The sequence below is a fragment of the Cupriavidus sp. FW305-3-2-15-C-LB2 genome, assembly GCF_058787575.1.
Window position 1 is genome coordinate 93973 of sequence record NZ_JBYSZW010000018.1, and the last position, 18634, is coordinate 112606.

General features: G+C 67.0%; 17 protein-coding genes and 1 tRNA gene. 6 read left to right on the forward strand and 12 right to left on the reverse strand.

All coding sequences use genetic code 11. The annotated features are described in order from the left end of the window. Nucleotides 1-133: 133 nt before the first annotated feature. Nucleotides 134-1111, forward strand: coding sequence for a GlxA family transcriptional regulator (locus tag AC3WRR_RS15510; RefSeq protein ID WP_492297386.1), 978 nt, complete (start codon nucleotides 134-136; stop codon nucleotides 1109-1111). Between the two features lie 86 nt (nucleotides 1112-1197). Here AC3WRR_RS15510 and AC3WRR_RS15515 read toward each other — a convergent pair whose 3' ends face one another. Beyond that, nucleotides 1198-2715 carry a CoA-acylating methylmalonate-semialdehyde dehydrogenase gene (locus AC3WRR_RS15515; protein ID WP_492297387.1) on the reverse strand — a complete coding sequence of 506 codons (1518 nt, stop codon included), beginning with the start codon at nucleotides 2713-2715 and terminating at the stop codon, nucleotides 1198-1200. Between the two features lie 108 nt (nucleotides 2716-2823). Continuing rightward, entirely contained in the window at nucleotides 2824-4155 is a 1332-nt protein-coding gene (gene aptA, locus AC3WRR_RS15520; protein WP_010813359.1) for an omega-aminotransferase AptA, read from the reverse strand. A 329-nt stretch (nucleotides 4156-4484) separates the two neighbouring features. On the opposite strand from aptA, the gene AC3WRR_RS15525 reads away from it, so the two are divergent. Together AC3WRR_RS15525 and dmeF are read left to right on the forward strand one after the other, a co-directional pair. Beyond that, a complete protein-coding gene (locus tag AC3WRR_RS15525; protein WP_492297389.1) occupies nucleotides 4485-5945 on the forward strand; it encodes an aminotransferase-like domain-containing protein in 1461 nt (486 codons plus the stop codon). Nucleotides 5946-6322: 377 nt separating this feature from the next. Continuing rightward, on the forward strand, nucleotides 6323-7312 hold the full coding sequence (dmeF, locus tag AC3WRR_RS15530; RefSeq protein WP_492297391.1) for a CDF family Co(II)/Ni(II) efflux transporter DmeF: 990 nt from the start codon (nucleotides 6323-6325) through the stop codon (nucleotides 7310-7312). Between the two features lie 24 nt (nucleotides 7313-7336). On the opposite strand, the gene AC3WRR_RS15535 is transcribed toward dmeF, so the two are convergent. From AC3WRR_RS15535 to AC3WRR_RS15550, 4 genes are all read right to left on the reverse strand, one after another. Continuing rightward, nucleotides 7337-7780 carry a GNAT family N-acetyltransferase gene (locus tag AC3WRR_RS15535; protein WP_010813356.1) on the reverse strand — a complete coding sequence of 148 codons (444 nt, stop codon included), beginning with the start codon at nucleotides 7778-7780 and terminating at the stop codon, nucleotides 7337-7339. 318 nt (nucleotides 7781-8098) lie between these two features. Further along, nucleotides 8099-8173 (reverse strand) — tRNA-Cys (locus tag AC3WRR_RS15540). An 82-nt stretch (nucleotides 8174-8255) separates the two neighbouring features. After that, complete coding sequence (gene bfr, locus AC3WRR_RS15545) at nucleotides 8256-8732, reverse strand: bacterioferritin (protein WP_010813355.1); 477 nt, start codon at nucleotides 8730-8732, stop codon at nucleotides 8256-8258. Nucleotides 8733-9026: 294 nt separating this feature from the next. Further along, complete coding sequence (locus AC3WRR_RS15550; RefSeq protein ID WP_010813354.1) at nucleotides 9027-10019, reverse strand: Bug family tripartite tricarboxylate transporter substrate binding protein; 993 nt, start codon at nucleotides 10017-10019, stop codon at nucleotides 9027-9029. Between the two features lie 106 nt (nucleotides 10020-10125). On the opposite strand from AC3WRR_RS15550, the gene AC3WRR_RS15555 reads away from it, so the two are divergent. Beyond that, nucleotides 10126-11067, forward strand: coding sequence for a LysR family transcriptional regulator (locus tag AC3WRR_RS15555; RefSeq protein ID WP_492293419.1), 942 nt, complete (start codon nucleotides 10126-10128; stop codon nucleotides 11065-11067). Between the two features lie 29 nt (nucleotides 11068-11096). Here the strand turns inward: AC3WRR_RS15555 and AC3WRR_RS15560 are convergent, their stop codons facing one another. After that, nucleotides 11097-11231: a hypothetical protein gene (locus tag AC3WRR_RS15560; protein ID WP_492293420.1), complete on the reverse strand. Its 135-nt coding sequence runs from the start codon at nucleotides 11229-11231 to the stop codon at nucleotides 11097-11099. Nucleotides 11232-11233: 2 nt separating this feature from the next. On the opposite strand from AC3WRR_RS15560, the gene AC3WRR_RS15565 reads away from it, so the two are divergent. After that, the gene (locus tag AC3WRR_RS15565) at nucleotides 11234-11656 is read left to right on the forward strand and encodes a TetR/AcrR family transcriptional regulator (RefSeq protein WP_234788272.1); all 423 of its coding nucleotides are present in this window, start codon (nucleotides 11234-11236) and stop codon (nucleotides 11654-11656) included. A 76-nt stretch (nucleotides 11657-11732) separates the two neighbouring features. Here the strand turns inward: AC3WRR_RS15565 and glmS are convergent, their stop codons facing one another. Continuing rightward, nucleotides 11733-13571: a glutamine--fructose-6-phosphate transaminase (isomerizing) gene (gene glmS, locus AC3WRR_RS15570; RefSeq protein ID WP_010813351.1), complete on the reverse strand. Its 1839-nt coding sequence runs from the start codon at nucleotides 13569-13571 to the stop codon at nucleotides 11733-11735. Nucleotides 13572-13690: 119 nt separating this feature from the next. After that, on the reverse strand, nucleotides 13691-15055 hold the full coding sequence (glmU, locus tag AC3WRR_RS15575) for a bifunctional UDP-N-acetylglucosamine diphosphorylase/glucosamine-1-phosphate N-acetyltransferase GlmU (RefSeq protein ID WP_010813350.1): 1365 nt from the start codon (nucleotides 15053-15055) through the stop codon (nucleotides 13691-13693). Between the two features lie 290 nt (nucleotides 15056-15345). Here glmU and AC3WRR_RS15580 point away from each other — a divergent pair, with 290 nt between their 5' ends. Further along, entirely contained in the window at nucleotides 15346-16173 is an 828-nt protein-coding gene (locus tag AC3WRR_RS15580; RefSeq protein ID WP_010813349.1) for a DUF6279 family lipoprotein, read from the forward strand. Between the two features lie 64 nt (nucleotides 16174-16237). On the opposite strand, the gene ttcA is transcribed toward AC3WRR_RS15580, so the two are convergent. The 3 genes from ttcA to AC3WRR_RS15595 all read right to left on the reverse strand — a co-directional run bounded on the left by ttcA (nucleotide 16238) and on the right by AC3WRR_RS15595 (nucleotide 18633). After that, complete coding sequence (gene ttcA / locus AC3WRR_RS15585) at nucleotides 16238-17179, reverse strand: tRNA 2-thiocytidine(32) synthetase TtcA (protein WP_492297393.1); 942 nt, start codon at nucleotides 17177-17179, stop codon at nucleotides 16238-16240. A 111-nt stretch (nucleotides 17180-17290) separates the two neighbouring features. Beyond that, entirely contained in the window at nucleotides 17291-17692 is a 402-nt protein-coding gene (locus AC3WRR_RS15590) for a dihydroneopterin aldolase (protein ID WP_011614433.1), read from the reverse strand. A gap of 86 nt (nucleotides 17693-17778) precedes the next feature. Then, nucleotides 17779-18633 (reverse strand): SDR family oxidoreductase, encoded by an 855-nt coding sequence (locus AC3WRR_RS15595; protein WP_010813346.1) that lies wholly within the window; start codon nucleotides 18631-18633, stop codon nucleotides 17779-17781. Between the last annotated feature and the right edge of the window lies 1 nt (nucleotide 18634).

Sequence of the window (18634 nt, forward strand, 5' to 3'; positions counted from 1 at the left end):
CATGCTAAGGAAAGCCGGCCGCCCGCCGGGGCAACGCCATGGACCAGAAAAGCAAATTTTCGGCCATCGCCGATACAAAGCCTGCGATTCGCGCGAGAATGCCGGCATCGGCCTTGCGATCTCCACACTGGTGATGACTACCGCCTATTTCCTGGTGTTGCCCAATGTCCATATGCTCGACCTCGGCGGGCCGCTGCAGATCCTGTCGAGCGTGGCGGAACTTGGCCTTGCGCCACTCACTGTGCGCTGCGTCGGCCCGCATTCCAGCGTCACGTCCTTCCAGGGTCCGGCGCTTGGCCGGGTTGAACGCCTGCCCGCCCGGCTCGAAGCCGGCGACGTGGTCATCGCCGTTGGCAGCAAACTTCTGGACACACTGACGACATCGACTGCGTGGCACGATAGCGCGGCATGGTTGAGGGAGAGCTTTGGTGAGGGCAGGAATGGCGGCGTACAGGTGGCCGCAGTCTGCACCGGCGCCTTCCTGCTCGGCGCAGCGGGCCTGCTCGACGGGCGCCTGTGCACGACACACCATGCACATATCAAGCGCCTGCGCGCGCGCCATCCGGATGCCTCGGTAATCGACAACCGCGTGTTCGTCCGCGACGGCAATGTCTGGACCTCGGCCGGCGTGGCCTCCGGCATCGACCTGGCGCTGCGGCTGGTGGCCAACGCCTGCGGCGACGAGGCCGCGATTGCGGTGGCGCGCGACAACGTCGTGCCGTTCCGGCGCTTCGGCGCCGATCCGCAGCTTGAACCTCAGTTCAGCGCACGCTCGCACGGCAATCCGCTGGTGCATGCAGTGCAGGATGCGATCTCGCGCGACCTGGAAGCCAACGTCGCTGACCCGCGCTTTGCGCAGCGTTTCGCAGTCAGCGTCAGGCACCTGTCGCGCCTGTTCCATGAGGAAACCGGCCTCACGCCGAAGCAATACCAGCTGACCCTGCGCATGGCACGCGCGCGCAAGCTGCTGGCCGCATCGACGCTGCCGGTGGAAGCGATCGCGTTGAAGAGCGGCTTCGCCAGCGTGCAGGCCTTCCGCGCCTGCTGGAACAAGGGAGAAGCCGGCACGCCGAGCGCCTACCGGCAGGCCAGCACGCGCAGCGCGGAATAGCCGCACTCAGGCGTGAAACAAGCGGCCGCTGGCGCCTGAACGGAGCGGGGACCGTCAACCGGTCCCCGCCCGATAGGCACAACAACCTACTTAGCCACCGGCATGGTGAACTCAGCGCCCTTGGCGATCGAATCCGGCCAGCGCTGCATCACGCTCTTGTAGCGCGTGTAGAAACGCACGCCCTCTTCGCCATAGGCGTGATGGTCGCCAAACAGCGATCGCTTCCAGCCACCGAACGAATGCCAGGCCATCGGCACCGGGATCGGCACGTTGATGCCGACCATGCCGACCTGGATCTGCCGCGCGAACGCACGCGCGATGCCGCCGTCGCTGGTGTAGCACGACACGCCGTTGCCGTATTCATGCGCATTGATCAGCGCCACCGCTTCGGAAAAGTCATGCACGCGCACTACCGACAGCACCGGGCCGAAGATCTCTTCCTTGTAGATCGTCATATCCGGCTTGACGTGGTCGAACAGCGTGCCGCCGACATAGAAGCCGTTCTCATGGCCGGGTACGGTATGACCGCGGCCATCGGTCACCAGCGTCGCGCCCTCTTCCACGCCCTTGGCGATATAGCCCTCCACCTTCGCCTTGTGCGCAGCGGTTACCAGCGGACCCATTTCGGCGTCGGACTCCATGCCGTTGCGGATCTTCAGCGAGCTCGCACGTTCGGCGAGGCGCGGCACGAGCTTGTCAGCGACATCGCCCACGGCCACGGCGACCGAGATCGCCATGCAGCGTTCGCCGGCAGAACCATACGCGGCACCGATCAGCGCATCGACCGCCTGGTCGAGATCGGCATCGGGCATCACCACCAGGTGGTTCTTGGCGCCGCCCAATGCCTGCACGCGCTTGCCGTGCCTGGTCCCTTCCGTGTAGATGTACTCGGCGATCGGCGTCGAGCCGACGAACGACAGCGCCTGCACATCCGGATGCGCAAGCAATGCATCGACGGCTTCCTTGTCGCCCTGCACGACATTGAACACGCCATCGGGCAAACCAGCCTGGCGCAGCAGGTCGGCAATCAGCAGGCTCGGCGACGGATCACGTTCCGACGGCTTCAGCACGAAGGTATTGCCGCACGCCAGCGCCACCGGGAACATCCACATCGGCACCATCACTGGGAAGTTGAACGGCGTGATGCCGGCCACCACGCCCAGCGGCTGGCGCAGGTTCCAGTTATCGATGCCGCCGCCGATGTTGTCGGTGAAATCGGTCTTGAGCAGGTTGGGGATGCCGCAGGCGAATTCCACCACCTCGATGCCGCGCGTGACTTCGCCCCTGGCGTCCGAGAACACCTTGCCGTGCTCGCGCGTGATCAGCGCGGCCAGGTCGTCGTGGTGCTGGTCGAGCAGTTCCTTGAACTTGAACAGGATGCGCGCGCGGCGCAGCGGCGGGGTGTCGGCCCAGGCGGGGAATGCCGCATGGGCGGCGGCAACGGCGTCGGCCACGTCCTGCGTGGTGCCGAGCGCCACGCGTGCTGCGACTTCGCCGGTGGCGGGGTTGAACACGTCCGCCAGGCGCTGGCCGCCGGCGCGGCGCACAGCGCCGCCGATGAAATGGTGGATCTCGGCCAGTTGCCGGTTTTCTGCGATGCTCACTTGGGATTTCCTTCGATAGCCGCGGCACGCAAGTCAGCGCGCCCCCGGCATGCAATCAGGGAGGCCGGACCCGCAGGTCCGGCGGCAATGCGATGCGGCGCGCGCCGCTTACTTGATGTCCTGCAGCGCCTTCTTCACCGTATCGAACAGTTCCCCGATCTGGGCTTCAGAGATGATCAGCGGCGGCGAGAACGCCAGGATGTCGCCGGTGTAGCGCACCAGCACGCCGAGTTCCAGGCACTTCAGGAAGGCCTCATACGCGCGCGCGCCGGGCTGGCCGGGACGCGGCTCCAGCTCGATGCCGGCAACCAGGCCGTAGTTGCGGATGTCCTTCACGTGCGGCGCGCCGCGTACCCCGTGCACCGCGGCTTCGAACACCGGCGCCAGTTCGGCGGCGCGGCCGAACAGGTTTTCGCGCTGGTACAGGTCAAGGGTGGCAATGGCGGCAGCCGCGGCCAGCGGGTGGCCGGAGTAGGTGTAGCCATGCAGCAGCTCGATCGCGCCCGGCGCGGCCGAATTGACCACGGTGTCATGCACTTCGCGGCGCACGGCGACGGCGCCCATCGGCACCGCGGCGTTGTTGATCGCCTTGGCCATGGTGATCAGGTCCGGCGTGACCTTGAAGCGCTCGGCCGCGGTGGCGGCGCCGAGGCGGCCGAAGGCGGTGATGACCTCGTCGAAGATCAACAGGATGCCGTGCTTGCTGGTGATTTCACGCAGCTTTTCCAGGTAGCCGACCGGCGGCACCAGCACGCCGGCGGAGCCTGCCAGCGGCTCGACGATCACGGCGGCAACGTTGGACGGGTCGTGCAGCGCGAGGATGCGCTCCAGCTCATCGGCCAGGTGCGCGCCCCACTGCGGCTGGCCCTTGGAGAAAGCGGCCTCGGCGATATTCAGCGTGGCCGGCAGGTGGTCGGTGCCCGGCATCAGGTTGGCCGAGAACGCCTTGCGGTTGGGGCCGATGCCGCCCACCGCCATGCCGCCGAAGCCCACGCCGTGATAGCCGCGCTCGCGCCCGATAAAGCGCGTGCGCTGGCCTTCGCCGCGTGCACGGTGGTAGGCCAGCGCGATCTTCAGCGCGGTGTCGACCGACTCCGAGCCAGAGTTGGTGAAGAAGATGCGGTCGAGCCCCTGCGGCATGATCGCGGCCACCTTGGTGGCGGCCTCGAATGACAGCGGATGGCCCATCTGGAACGGCGGCGCATAGTCCAGCGTGGCGGCCTGGCGCGCTACCGCCTCGGCGATTTCCGTGCGGCAGTGGCCGGCAGCCACGCACCACAGGCCGGCGCAACCGTCCAGGATCTGGCGGCCGTCGTGGGTGGTGTAGTACATGCCGCTGGCCGACGCCAGCAGGCGCGGCGCCGCCTTGTACTGGCGGTTGGCGGTGAAGGGCATCCACAGGGCATCGAGATCGGGAATCACGGTCTTGGCGGCGTCCATACGTCCTCCTAAGGGGGAATCGGGTCGGATTGGCTGGTGGCACGCTGACTGGCAGCGCGGCGGCAATGAGGGCCACTCTACCGGCGGCGTCTGGCCGACAAAATATACAGTCCGGACAAGATTGCCTTACCGTGCAGTTTGAACACGCAAAACCGTACAGGCAAGCGTCATCGGGGTGCCGCCAGCCCGCCGCTGTGCCACGACCGCTCTGGACCGCGGTACGCCTTCCCACGCTGCACTGCGGCAAATTTCGCTTTGCGGAAGACCACCGCGTCCTGGCCTGCCTGCAGCCGCTAAACTGTACAGGTTCACGCCTGCCCGAGTGCCTGATGCTGACCCTGAACCTGACCCGCACCCGCCGCGACGGCGACACCCTGACCGAGCAGATCGTGGCCGGCATCGCCGCACTGGTCGAGCAGCGCGCGCTGCGCGCCGGCACCGCCCTGCCCTCGGTGCGCCGCTTTGCGCAGCACCACCGTGTCAGCACCTTCACCGTGGCCGAGGCCTACGGCCGGCTGACGGCGCTGGGCTACCTGGCGGCGCGCCCGGGCTCGGGCTATACGGTTGCACATCGCCATGCCCCGGCCGGGCACGCGCGCGCGCCGCAATGGGAGGCGCCGGGACTGAACGCAGCGTGGCTGCTGTCGGATGTGTTCGCCGACCACTCGGTGCCGATCAAGGCCGGCGCCGGCTGGCTGCCCGGCGACTGGCTCAACGAGGAAGGGCTGCACCAGGCCATGCGCGCCTCGGCGCGGGTGCCGGCGGCGCAGCTGTCGGGCTACGGCCATCCGTATGGCTTTGCTCCGCTGCGCGAGCATATCGCCGCCGGCCTGGGCCAGTACGGCATCCCGCTGCAGGCGCAGCAGGTAGTACTGACGCAGGGCGCCACGCAGGCGCTGGACCTGGTGGTGCGCACACTGCTGCGTGCCGGCGACAGGGTGCTGGTGGAATCGCCCTGCTACTGCAACCTCTTGCAGATCCTGCGGCTGGCGGGGCTGCGCGTGGTGGGCGTGCCGCGCTCGGCGGCGGGGCTGGATACCGACGCGCTGGACGATGCCATCCGCGCCCATGCCCCGCGCGCGCTCTTTATCAATACCGTGCTGCAGAACCCGACCGGCGCCAGCCTGAGCAGCATGAACGCCTTCCGCGTGCTGCAGCTGGCCGAGCAGCACCGGCTGCTGGTGGTCGAGGACGATATCTACCGCGAGCTGGCGCCGGCCGGCTCGCCGATGCTGGCGGCCATGGACGGGCTGTCGCAGGTGGTCTACATCAATGGTTTTTCCAAGACCATCACGCCGTCGCTGCGTGTCGGCTATCTGGCCGCCAGCCCCGACCTGGCCAAGGCCTTCGCGCGCACCAAGATGGCGGTCGGCCTGACCTCATCGGAAGTCACCGAGCGGCTGGTCTACTCGGTGCTGACCAGCGGCCACTACGGCCGCCATGTGGCGGCGCTGGCCGAGCGGCTGCGTGCGCAGCAGGATCGCGTGACGGAAAAGATGGAAGCCCACGGGCTGGAAGTGCTGCTGCGCCCCGAGGGCGGGATGTTCGCCTGGGCGCGCCTGAACGAGGCGGCGCAGGCGCGGCTGCAGGCCAGCCGCCGCGGCGGGCCGCTGCACGGCAACCGCCTCGCCACGCTGGCGCTGGAGCATGGCATCTGGCTCGCGCCAGGGTCGTATTTCGAGCCGGACGAGACCGATTCGCCATGGATCCGCTTCAACGTGGCCACCGGCGATGCGCCACAGCTGTGGCAGTTCTTCGACCGCCTGGCGCAGGCGCCGCGCGCGGCGTAGCACCCGGGCAGCATGGAGCGGTCAGCTCCAGAGGCGCTCGACGAGCCAGCCCGCGGTGGCGCAGAGTCCCAGCCAGGCGGTCAGGCAGATAGCGATAAAGCGATAACTCATCTTGGAATGGACAACAAAGTCGTGGAGGCAGTGTGAATTTTTCGTTAAATCATACATCCATTCATGAATGTATGTAAGGACGGCGTGGACTCCCCGCTGGCAGCCAGGGTCTATTTGTACCGCAGGGAGCACACGAAGTACGCGCCAGCTGTCCCTGCAGCCGTCAGGGACGCGGCCGCCGAAGCGCCGGGGCTCTGCTACCCTTGAGCCTGCATTGCCCCACACGGGGTGACGATTTCAGCTCTCCAGCGCAGCAGAACCAGACCATGCATAGCCACGACCTGTCCGCCTGGACCCACAGCCACGCCTTCGACGCCGGCAACCGCGCCGCCGAACGCGGCACACGCCTGGTGATGGCGATCACCGCCGCCACTATGGTGGTAGAGATCGCTGCCGGCCTTTGGTTCAACTCGATGGCGCTGCTGGCCGATGGCTGGCACATGAGCTCGCACGCACTGGCCATCGGCCTGTCGGCCTTCGCTTACGCCGCCGCGCGCCGCTACGCCGGCGACCGGCGCTTTGCCTTCGGCACGTGGAAGATCGAGGTGCTGGCCGGCTTTGCCAGCGCGGTGTTCCTGCTTGGCATCGCGGCGCTGATGGCGGCCGGCTCGGTCGAGCGGCTGCTCAGCCCGCAGGACATCCACTACCGCGAGGCCATGGCCGTGACCGCGCTCGGCCTGCTGGTCAACCTGGGCTGCGCGCTGATCCTGGGCGGCCATGCGCACGGCCACGACCACAGGCACGACCATGGCCACCATCACCACGGCCACGACCATGATCACGGCCACAGCCACCACCACGACATCAACCTGCGCGCCGCCTACATGCATGTGCTGGCCGACGCCGCGACCTCGGTGCTGGCGCTGGTCGCGCTGGCCGGCGGCTGGTGGCTGGGCTGGGCGTGGCTGGATCCGGTGATGGGTCTGGTGGGCGCCGCGCTGGTCGGCAGGTGGGCCGTCTGCCTCCTGCGCCAGAGCGGCGCCGTGCTGCTGGACCGCGAGATGGACCACCCGGTGGTGGAAGAAGTGCGCGAGGTGCTGGCGGGCCTGGACCCTGCCGACGCCAACGGCGAGGAGCGCACCAGTGTGACCGACCTGCATGTCTGGCGCGTGGGCCGGCAGCAGTTTGCCTGCATCGCCTGCCTGGTCACGCACGATCCGGCGCTGACCCCGCAGCGCGTGCGCGAGGCGCTATCCGTGCATGAGGAACTGGTGCACGTGACGGTGGAGATCAGCCGCTGCGAGGGCGAGCACTGAGGCGTGCCAGCGGTGCTTGCGGGTTCAGTCCAACTCGCACCACATGCATAGCGGCGGCGTATCGGTATGGCGGTGGAATTCGCTCGATGACATGACCTCGGCCGGCAGCTTCGCGGCCGGCACCAGCGTAAAACCGTAACGCGAGAAATAGCTCGGGCAGCTTGAGGCCAGCAGCACCGCGCGCCGCGCGCCGTTGGCGCGTGCGCGCATCAGCGCGGCGCGCACCACATGCGTGGCCACGCCCTGGTCGCGGTGTTCCGGCAATACGGCAACGCTGCGGATCACCACGGTCTCGCCGAAACGCTCGCCGGCAGCGCAAGCAATGATCTGCGATCCAAGGATGGCGACGTGGAAGTGCTCGAGCAAGCGGGCCACATCGTCCACGGGCAGGCCGCAGCGTTCCAGCACGCTGCCCACGGCTGGCGCGTCCGAGGGCATGGCCGCCCGGATCCGCAAGTCCTTGATCATCTGGAGCCTCTCTTTTTCACATCACCTCGCGACGGGGACACCATGGAAGCCCGGACATGGTTGTGCCGCCATCCGGCGGCACGGGTTGCACGCAGGCCATGTGGCCTGGCAGGCAACATTACCCGATTCAGTGGCGTTGTTCTATTGGGGAAGTAACGGAACAGAGGTGTCCGAAATGGCCCTCGCGATCACGGCAACTACGCGCACCACGACATGGCTGCCGTGCATGAAAGGTCCCTGTGACACGCGTATGAAAATGGGGGAAATTGCGCGGGCGCACGCAAGACTGCCCGGCAACTTGTGCCGGGCAAAGAAAACTGGAGGCGGGGATACGGAATCGAACCGTCGTATACGGCTTTGCAGGCCGTTGCATCACCACTCTGCCACCCCGCCGCTGACGCCGCGTCTGTGCGACGCTACGTGCTGCGGGCCGCAGTGTAGCGGGAAATGGAAATCTTTGCAGGAGACGGCAAGGCTAGCCGATGCCGCCCATCGCGGACTGGATGTAGTTCTGCAACCCGACCTTGTTCACCAGTTCCAGCTGCGCCTCGAGCCAGTCGATATGTTCCTCGGTGTCGGCAAGGATATCGACCACGATCTCGCGCGAGACATAATCGCCGACTGACTCGAAGAACTTGATCGCTTCCTTGCAGCTGGCCTGCGACACCTGTTCGAGCTTCAGGTCGCAGCCGAGCATCTCCTCGGTGTTCTCGCCGAGCAGCAGCTTGTCCAGGTCCTGCAGGTTGGGCAGGCCATCGAGCAACAGGATGCGCTCGATCAGCTTGTCCGCGTGCTTCATTTCCTCGATCGATTCCTCGTACTCGTGCTTGCCCAGCGCACCGAGCCCCCAATGCCGGTACATGCGGGCATGCAGGAAATACTGGTTGATTGCAGTCAACTCATGGCGTAGCTGGCCATTGAGCAACTGGATCACCTTCTTGTCGCTTTTCATGACTGCCCCCAACGCCCCCTCAAAACCGATGGACCCACTCTCATTTTCGTAATCACGAAAACCCCGCAGTGATTATCCCGCCGCGGACTTCATGGTAGTCCGGCAAGAGCGGACATCAAGCAGATTCGGCCTCGCCGCCGCATTTTCGCCGGGTTTTCACGCGCCATTGCGGATGCGAATACCAATGGTTTCCATTCGGTTTTCAAAAGCGCTTCGCTCGGCATCGTGCAAATAGAAGAGCGGGCGCACACGGCAATTGCCGCGCCGCCCGCCATCGGGAGCCACCCGTGAAAATCAGTCGAGCTTCGCGCCCGAATCCGCCACCAGCGTCTTCAGCACCGGCCAGTCGCGCGCATACAGCGCCTGCGCCTCGGCCGGCGAGCTGCCCACCGTGCGCAGCCCCAGCGCGACCAGTCGCTCCTGCATGTCGGGCGCCTGCAGGATGGCGCGCACTTCGCCTTCAAGCCTGGCGAGAATCGGCGCGGGCACGCCCACCGGCGCCACCAGGCCGATCCAGCCGACGGTCTTGAAGGCGCTGTCCTGCATGCCGGACTCAGCGAAGGTGGGCATGTCTGGCAGCGCGCTGCTGCGCTGCGTGCCGGTCACCGCCAGCGCCTTGAGCTTGCCGCTCTGGATATAGGGCTTGGCGGTCAGGATGCTGGCAAAGCCGAACTGCACCTGCCCGCCCAGCAGGTCCTGCATCATCGGCGCCTCGCCCTTGTAGGGCACGTGCGCGGCCTGGCCATGCACCAGCTTGCTGTAGTAGGCGCCGCTCAGGTGCGACAGCGAACCCACGCCCCACGAGGCATAGCTGAGCTTGCCCGGCCGGCTGCGCGCGTAATCGCCCAGCTCGCGCACGGTGCGCGCCGGCACCGACGGATGGGCCACCAGCACCAGCTGCGCATCGGCCAGCACGCTGATCATGGTCAGATCCTTGCGCGGGTCGTAGGGCAGTTTCTGGTACAGGAACTGGTTGGTCAGCACCGACTGCGTCAGGGTCATCAACAACGTGTAGCCATCCGGCGCGGCCTTGGCCACGGCGTCGGTGCCGATGATGCCCGAGGCGCCCGCCTTGTTGTCCACCACCACGGGCTGGCCCAGGCGCTTGCTGAGCTTTTCGCCCATGGCACGGGCGATGGTGTCAGTGCCGCCGCCGGCCACATAAGGCACCACGATGCGGATTGGTTTGGCGGGATAGGTCTGTGCCGCGGCGGGCAGGGCCAGGCTGAGCGAAAGCCCGCCAATCAGCCCACCAGCGGCCAGCGCGAGCGATGCGCGTCGGTTCATGTCGTCTCCAGGTCGTCCTTATGGTTTTGGGGGACAACGTTAGCTGGCTTGAGAAATTACGTCCAATGCAATATTTTTCAGTTTTTGATGCAAGAATGATTAATTCATGGGTCTAAGGCAGCTGCATCACTTCGTCACGCTGGTCGAGCAAGGCAGTTTTGCCCGAGCCGCCGGCGCCCTGCACCTGTCGCAGCCGGCGCTCACCCGCAGCATCCAGGCGCTGGAAGCGGACCTGGGGCCGCTGATCGACCGCAGCTACGGCAAGGTGCGGCCAACCGCGGCGGGCATGCTGGCGCTCGAACGCGCGCGCCGCATGCTGCGCGAACAGCGAGAGTTGCGGCGCGACCTGCAACTGCTGGAGGAAGTAGAGATCGGCACGATCCGCGCGGGCTTCGGGCCGTTCGCGGCATCGTTCCTGCTCGATCCCGTGCTCGAGACGCTGGTGCGGCGCTACCCGCATCTGCGCATCGACCTGGAGACCGCGGACACGCCGGCCATGCGGCGTTCGCTCGAAGCGGAACGCCTCGATGTCTTTGTAGGCGAAAGCCGCAGCCTGGCGGAACTGGGACACCTGCAGATTGACCGGCTGCCGGCACTGGAAACGGCATTCTTCGTGCGCAGCGGGCACCCGCTGGCGCGGCAGCGCGAAGTCACCCTGGCCGAGCTGCGCGCCTATCCGGTGGCAGGGACGCGGCTGCCGGCGCATATCCTGCGCTTCTTCCGGCAGGCACTGCATCAAGCCAGCGGTGGCAGCGGCCCGGTTTCCGAGGACGCGCCCGGGCTGATGACCGTCACCTGCAACGACATGCACGCGCTGCGCTCGCTGCTGCTGGCCGTCGATGCCGTGGCGCTGGTACCCGTGGCGATGATGGCCGAGGCCTGCGCGCAAGGCTTGGCCGTGGCCCTGCCGATGCACCCGCCAACCGAGCTGAGGGCGCAGTATGGGATCGTGTCGCTGGCCGGGCGCTCACCGTCGCCGGCCATGCGCGTCTTCGCGGCGCTGGTGCATGAAGCAGTGGCGCAAGCCGGCGGCGGTGCCGGGCTGTAGGCCCAGGTCATGGCCCGGGCGTTGGGGATTCAGCCAGCAGCGACCGCGGGCTGCACAGCTTCGACACGCGACGGCAGGTGCGCGGCCAGCCGGCGGCGCGAGCGCTCAGGGTTGTCCACGTACAGGCCGGCCAGCGACGCCAGCACGCCGGCCAGCGACGACACCGATGCGTCGATGGCGAGGATCGCACCGCGCTATTCGCGTGGCCTGCGCACCACGCTGCTGCTGCTGGAAGCCGGCCGCCGGCTGCTGCGAGCGCACGCTGGAACAGGTCTCGATCCAGGAAATCTGCGCGCAGGCCGGCGTCACGACCGGCGCGTTCTACAGCCGCTTCGAAGGCAAGGATAGCTATTTCAGGGCGCTGCAAGCCCTGGTGCTGGCCACGCTGCGCAAGGGCATGGCCGAGCCGCTTGCGCAACTCCACCCGGCGGGCGCCTCGCCGGAACTGGAACTGCGCATCCGCTTTGCGCACCAGGCGCTGGCCGGCACGCTGCTGTACGCGCTGATCAACCGCGACAGCACCTTTGCGCTGTCGGACCGGCGGCTGGATATGGAGATGGCACGGGCGTTCCTGCTGTACGTGGCATAGCCACGCGCCGCCAATGCCAAGAGGCCCCGCGGGGCCTCTTGGTTCTTCCAGCAAGCGCAGCGGGGCTGCCCGCGCCTTACTCCACCGTCACTGACTTCGCCAGGTTACGCGGCTTGTCCACGTCGGTGCCACGCGCGCAGGCCGTGTGGTAGGCCAGCAGCTGCAGCGGCACCACGTGCAGGATCGGCGAGAGATCGCCGTAGTGCTCGGGCAGGCGGATCACCTGGATGCCGTCGGACGACTGGATCTGGGTGTCGCTGTCGGCAAACACGTACAGGCGGCCACCGCGGGCGCGCACTTCCTGGATGTTGGACTTGAGTTTTTCCAGCAGTGCGTCGTTGGGGGCGACGGTGACCACCGGCATGGCTTCGGTGACCAGTGCCAGCGGGCCGTGCTTGAGCTCGCCCGCCGGGTAGGCCTCGGCATGGATATAGGAGATTTCCTTGAGCTTGAGCGCGCCTTCCAGGGCGATCGGGTAATGCAGTCCGCGGCCGAGGAACAATGCGTTCTCGCGGCGCGCGAAGTCTTCCGACCAGGCGATGATCTGCGGCTCCAGCGCCAGCACGCCATGCAGCGCGGCGGGCAGGTGGCGCAGGTTGGTCAGGGCCTTGGCCTCGGCGTCTTCGGTCAGCAGGCCGCGCACCTTGGCCAGCGCCAGCGTCAGCATGTAGAGCGCGGCCAGCTGCGTGGTGAAGGCCTTGGTCGAGGCCACGCCGATCTCGGTGCCGGCGCGCGTCAGGAAGCGCAGCTCGGTCTCGCGCACCATGGCGCTGGTGGCCACGTTGCAGACCGCCAGCGTGTGCACATGGCCGAGCGCGCGCGCATGGCGCAGCGCGGCCATGGTGTCGGCGGTCTCGCCGGACTGCGAGATCACCACCACCAGCGCGCGCGGATTGGGCACGGTCTCGCGGTAGCGGTATTCGCTGGCGACCTCGACCTGGGTCGGGATCCTGGCAATGCTCTCCAGCCAGTATTTGGCGGTGCAGCCGGAGTAATAGCTGGTGCCGCAGGCCAGGATCAGCACGCTGTCGATGCCGGCAAAGACCTCGGCGGCGCCGCTGCCGAACAGCTCCGGCGAAATGCTTTCAATGCCTTCCAGCGTGTCGCCCAGCGCGCGCGGCTGCTCGAAGATCTCCTTCTGCATGAAGTGGCGGTACGGGCCCAGCTCCACCGACGCGGCGTGCGCTTCGACCACGCGCGCCTCGCGCTCGACCGGGTGGTCGTCGACGTCGTGGATGGTCACGCCGTCCAGCGTGAGCTCGACCACATCGCCCTCTTCCAGGTAGATGATGCGGTTGGCGGTGCCGGCCACAGCCAGCGCGTCGGAGGCCAGGAAGGCCTCGTTCTCGCCCAGCGCCACCACCAGCGGCGAACCGGCGCGCGCGCCGACCACGCGGCCGGGCTGGTCCTTGGCGAACACGGCGATGGCGTAGGCGCCGTGCAGGCGCTTGGTCACCGCGCGCACCGAGGCAAACAGGTCGCCGCGCGTGGCACTGCTGGGGTAGGTGTAGGCCTGGTGGATCAGGTGGGCAACCACCTCGGTATCGGTCTGCGATTCAAAGCCGTAGCCGACCGCGCGCAGTTCTTCGCGCAACGGCTCGTAGTTCTCGATGATGCCGTTGTGCACCAGCGCGATGGTCTCGCCCGACAGGTGCGGGTGCGCGTTGACGGTATCGGGCTTGCCATGCGTGGCCCAGCGCGTATGCGCCACGCCGGTGAAGCCGGACAGGCCGGAAGCCTGCGTCTGCGCGTCCAAGTCGGCCACGCGAGACACGGTGCGCGCACGCTCGACCGCATCGTCGCGCACGACGGCGACGCCGCACGAGTCATAGCCGCGATACTCCAGGCGGCGCAGCCCTTCGATCAGGACCGGAACGATATTGCGCGTGGAAACCGCGCCGACGATGCCACACATGCTGAACCCCCGTTTGCTGGCGCCTGCCCGTAGACCTCAGGCGCCGGTATGAATCCTGTGGCGGCGCCCCCCCCCGCGGGGGCGCGTGCCCTGGCCGCCCGCGGGCGGCCCTCTGACGCTTACTTCTTCGGCTGCTTGACCGGCCGCTGCCAGGCGTCGATGGTCAGCTGCTTGGCCCGCGACAGCGTCAGCTTGTCGGCGGGCGCCTCCTTGGTCAGCGTGGTGCCGGCGCCCAGCGTGGCGCCGCGGCGCACCGTCACCGGGGCCACCAGCTGGGTGTCGGAGCCGATAAAGACATCGTCCTCGATCACCGTGCGGTGCTTGTTCACGCCGTCATAGTTGCAGGTGATGGTACCCGCGCCAATATTGACGCGCGACCCCACCGTGGCATCGCCCACATAAGCCAGGTGGTTGGCCTTGCTGTGCGCGGCCACCTGGGCATTCTTGACCTCGACAAAGTTGCCGATATGCACGTCCTCGCCCAGCTCGGTGCCGGGGCGCAGCCGCGCGTACGGCCCGATGCGCCCGGCGGGGCCAACCCTGGCCTCGTCGATATGGCAGAACGGGTGCACCTGGGCGCCGGCGCCGACGGCGCTGTTGCGGATCACGCAATGGGCGCCGATGCGCACACCGTCTTCCAGGTGCACGCGCCCTTCGAATACGCAGCCGACGTCGATGGTGACGTCGCGCCCGCAGCTCAGTTCGCCGCGCACGTCGATGCGGGCCGGATCCAGCAGCGTTACGCCGGCTTCCAGCAGCCGCCGGGCCTGGTTGCCCTGGTGGATGCGCTCGACCTCGGCCAGCTGCAGCTTGCTGTTGACGCCGAGCGTCTCCCAGATCGCCGCCGGCTGGGCCGAGACAGTCTCCACGCCATCGGCCACGGCGCGCTCGACCGTGTCGGTCAGGTAGTACTCGCCCTGGGCATTGTCGTTGCGCAGCGTCGACAGCCACTTGCGCAGGTGGCCGGTGGGGCACACGATAATGCCGGTGTTGATCTCGCGGATTGCCTTCTCGGCCTCGCTGGCGTCCTTCTGCTCGACAATGCGGACGATGCTGCCCGCGGCATCGCGCACGATGCGGCCATAGCCGGTCGGGTCAGGCATTTCCACGGTCAGCACGCCAAAGCGCTGGGTGCCGGCTTCGGCCACGAGTGCCTGGAGCGTGGCAGCGCTGGTGAGCGGCACGTCACCATACAGAACCAACGTGGGCTGGCTGTCGTCCAACAAGGGAAGTGCCTGCATCACCGCATGGCCCGTGCCCAGCTGCTGGGGCTGTTCGGCAAAGGCGACATCGTCGGCGGCAACGGCCTCGCGCACGTGCCCGGCACCGTGGCCGACCACGACCACCAGCCGCGACGGCGACAGCGCACGTGCGGTGTCCAGGACATGCGCGAGCATGGGCCGCCCGGCTACCGGGTGCAGTACCTTGGGCAAATCGGAATACATCCGCTTGCCCATGCCCGCGGCGAGAATGACGATATTCACAAGGAGACCCCTAAGTGAGTGTGTCCGAAAATATTCTTGAAAACGCCAGCCGGGTGTTTGGCGGACTGCGCCGCCAGGCTTGGCGAAAACCTGCAGCCAGGCCTGCGCATAATCCCGCAAACCCTTGCCAGGACTTGGCTGGCAGTCATCTGGGTGGCCCGGTTGCGATGCGCGCCGATTTTAACATGGCGGTTTCTGCGCATCAGACCGTCGTTTCCGAATTTCACAATTGCTGGGCCCGGCGGATTTTCGCGATTCTGGGCGCGGCGGCCTTGTGCGCCTGCAGCGCCATGAAGCTGGGATACCAGCAGGGTGACCACCTGGCCTACTGGTGGATCGACAACTACGTCGATGTCAGCACGGCCCAGGAACCGCTCACGCGCGAGGCCATTGCACGCTTTTTTGCCTGGCATCGCAAGGCGCAGTTGCCGGAAATCGCCACCTTGCTGCAGCAGGCCAAGGCCGACGTGCGCCAACCGGTGACCCCGGCCACGGTCGAGCACTTCCAGGATGCCTCGCAGCAACTGGCGCGCAAGTCGTTCGAACAGGCGATGCCCGACCTCGCCGACCTGTTGCTGACGCTGACGCCTGAGCAGATCGGCCGCATGGAAAAGAAATTTGCCGAGGGCAATGCCAAGTACCGCAAGAAATTCCTGAATCCAGACCCTGCCGAGCGCGAGGAAGCGCGCTATGACAAGGTGATGGACTACGCGAGGCTGGTCTACGGCAACTTCTCCAGCGATCAGGAAAAGGCCATCCGCGCCAGGATGGGCCCGGTGGTGCAGAATGCCGAGGCGCGCTACGCCGAGCGCGTCGCCCGGCAGCAGGAATGGCTCAGGATGGTGCGCTACGTGCAGGCCACGCAGCCGCCCAAGGCGCAGGTGATAGACGTGCTGCGCCGCTTCCGCGAATACTGGCAGAACCCGCCAGCCAAGCATGCCGCCAGCCACGAAGCCAGCATCAATGCGGGCATCGCGCTGACCGTGGCCATCGCCAACATGACCACGCCGCAGCAGAAGGCGCACGCGCAAGACCGGTTCCAGAAATGGATCGACGACACGCATGCGCTGATACGCGAGAAGGCAAACGCCCCGGTGCAGTCGGCGGCGACAAACTGAAGCCCTGCCCAAAACGAAGCACGCCCGCGCAAGCGGGCGTTTTTCCATGCGGCGGGCGCTGGCGCTACTGCGTGCCGGCCTGCTCCGCCGGTGCCGCGCCAGCCGCGGGCGGACGCTCAAACCGCACGAACTCCATCCGGTTCTCCTCCACGTTGCCGGCAAACATCAGCGGCTGCTGCTGGAAGGTGGTTTCGCCGAACAGTGACGCCTCATCCACCTTGGCCAGGCCGGTGGCCAGCCCGGTGAACGGGAACAGGTCGGTATCGGCCAGGTGCGACGGCACCACGTTGCGCAGCGCCGAGAAGATATTGTCGATACGGCCCGGGTTCTGGCGCTCCCAGTCCTGCAGCATCTCGCTGACCTTCTTGCGCTGCAGGTTTTCCTGCGAGCCGCACAGGTTGCACGGGATGATCGGGAATTCCATGGCGCGCGCGTACGACGCGATGTCCTTCTCCGAGCAATACGCCAGCGGGCGGATCACGATGTGCTGGCCGTCGTCGGTCGACAGCTTGGGCGGCATCGCCTTCATCTTGCCGCCGAAGAACATGTTCAGGAAGAAGGTCTGGACGATGTCGTCGCGGTGGTGGCCCAGCGCGATTTTGTTGGCGCCCAGCTCCTTGGCGGTGCGGTAGATCACGCCGCGGCGCAGGCGCGAGCACAGCGAGCAGGTGGTCTTGCCCTCGGGCACCTTCTCCTTGACGATCGAGTAGGTATCCGCCTCGACGATCACATATTCCACGCCGACCGACTTCAGGTACTCCGGCAGGATGTGTTCCGGGAAGCCGGGCTGCTTCTGGTCCAGGTTCATCGCGATCAGCTTGAACTTGATCGGCGCGCGCTTCTGCAGCGCCATCAGGACCGACAGCATGGTATACGAGTCCTTGCCGCCACTCATGCAGACCAGCACGGTGTCGCCGTCCTCGATCATGCCGAAGTCGCCGATGGCCTTGCCGGTTTGCGATTGCAGCCTCGTCTCGAGGCGGTAGAAGTTGTTAGAGTGGCTCATGGAGCATCCTGTTGCGTGGCGCCCGCCGGATGGAATGGCCGGCGCGGCGCGAAGGGGCAACATTTTACTTTAGGCGCGCCCGCACGGTGCTGGCGCCAGTGGAACCGCGACTCAGGCCTGCTTGATATGGAAGACCTCGACGCCGACCGAATCGCAGTCCGGGTACACGTCGGGCTTCTCGGTCGAGACACGCACCGCGCGCACCTTGGGATGCTTCAGCATGGCGCGCGCGACGTCGTCGCACAAGGTTTCCTGCAGGTGCACGTGGCCCTGCGCCATGCGCTCGGCCACGGTGTTGCGCATGAAGTCGTAGTCGACCACTTCGTCGAGCTTGTCGGCCTGCGGGGTGCTCTGCGCCAGCGGCACGAACAGGTCGATATTGATCAGCACCCGCTGTTCGCCCTTCTTCTCGAATTCGTGCACGCCGATATTGATCTGCACTTCGTAGTTGCGCAGGAACATGCGTCGGCAGTCTTGCAGGCTGGGGTGGGAAAGGGCGGCGAGCATGGTCATGAGCGGGCTGCTGAGGGGGGAAAGGAAGCCGCGCCCGGCGGGCGCGGCACATCAGGCACTACGGTATTCGGTTGCTGGCTTCCAGCTTACTCGGTCAGGAACATCACGTCGCGCGCCAGCGGCATCAGGTGCTGGCCGCCGTCCACATACAGCGTGGTGCCGGTCACGGCGCGCGCCTGCGCCAGGTAGGCCACCGCCTGGGCGATGTCCTCGGGCGTGGATGACTGGCCCAGCGGCGTCACCCGGTGCGCGCGGCGGAAGCTCTGCTCGGACTGCTCGCCCGACACCAGCGTGATACCCGGGGCCACGCCCACCACGCGCAGGCGCGGCGCCAGCGCCTGGGCCAGCTGCACCGTGGCGGTCTGCAGCGCGGCCTTGGACAGCGTGTAGGACAGGAAGTCCGGATTCAGGTTATCCAGCTTCTGGTCCAGCAGGTTGATCACCACCCCGCGCGGTTCGGCGGCCTTGTCCTTGCCGGCGGCGGCGCCCAGCGCCTTGTGCAGTTCCCGCGCCAGCAGCAGCGGCGCGGCGACGTTGGTGCGCATATGCGTATCCAGCGACGCATATGAGAAGCTGGTCGCCACGTCGTACTGGAACAGCGAAGCGTTGTTGACCAGGCAAGCGGGCACGCCCAGCACGGCGGTGCAGTCGGCCACCAGGCGGCCGGTGGCGGCCTCGTCGGCCAGGTCGGCGCGCAGCACCGCGGCACGGCGGCCCAGCGCGCGGATCTGCGTGGCCAGGGCCTCGGCCTCGTCCACCGAGCGATGGCAGTGCACGGCCACGTCCCAGCCCTGCGCCGCCAGTTCAAGCGCGATGGCGCGGCCCAGGCGGCGCGCGCCGCCGGTCACCAGCGCCACGCCGCGGGCGGTGGCGCGCTGGCTACCAGTCTGGCTATGGGTCTGGTCAGCGGTCTGGCTGGCAGGAGTCTTGGATGCGGGCATT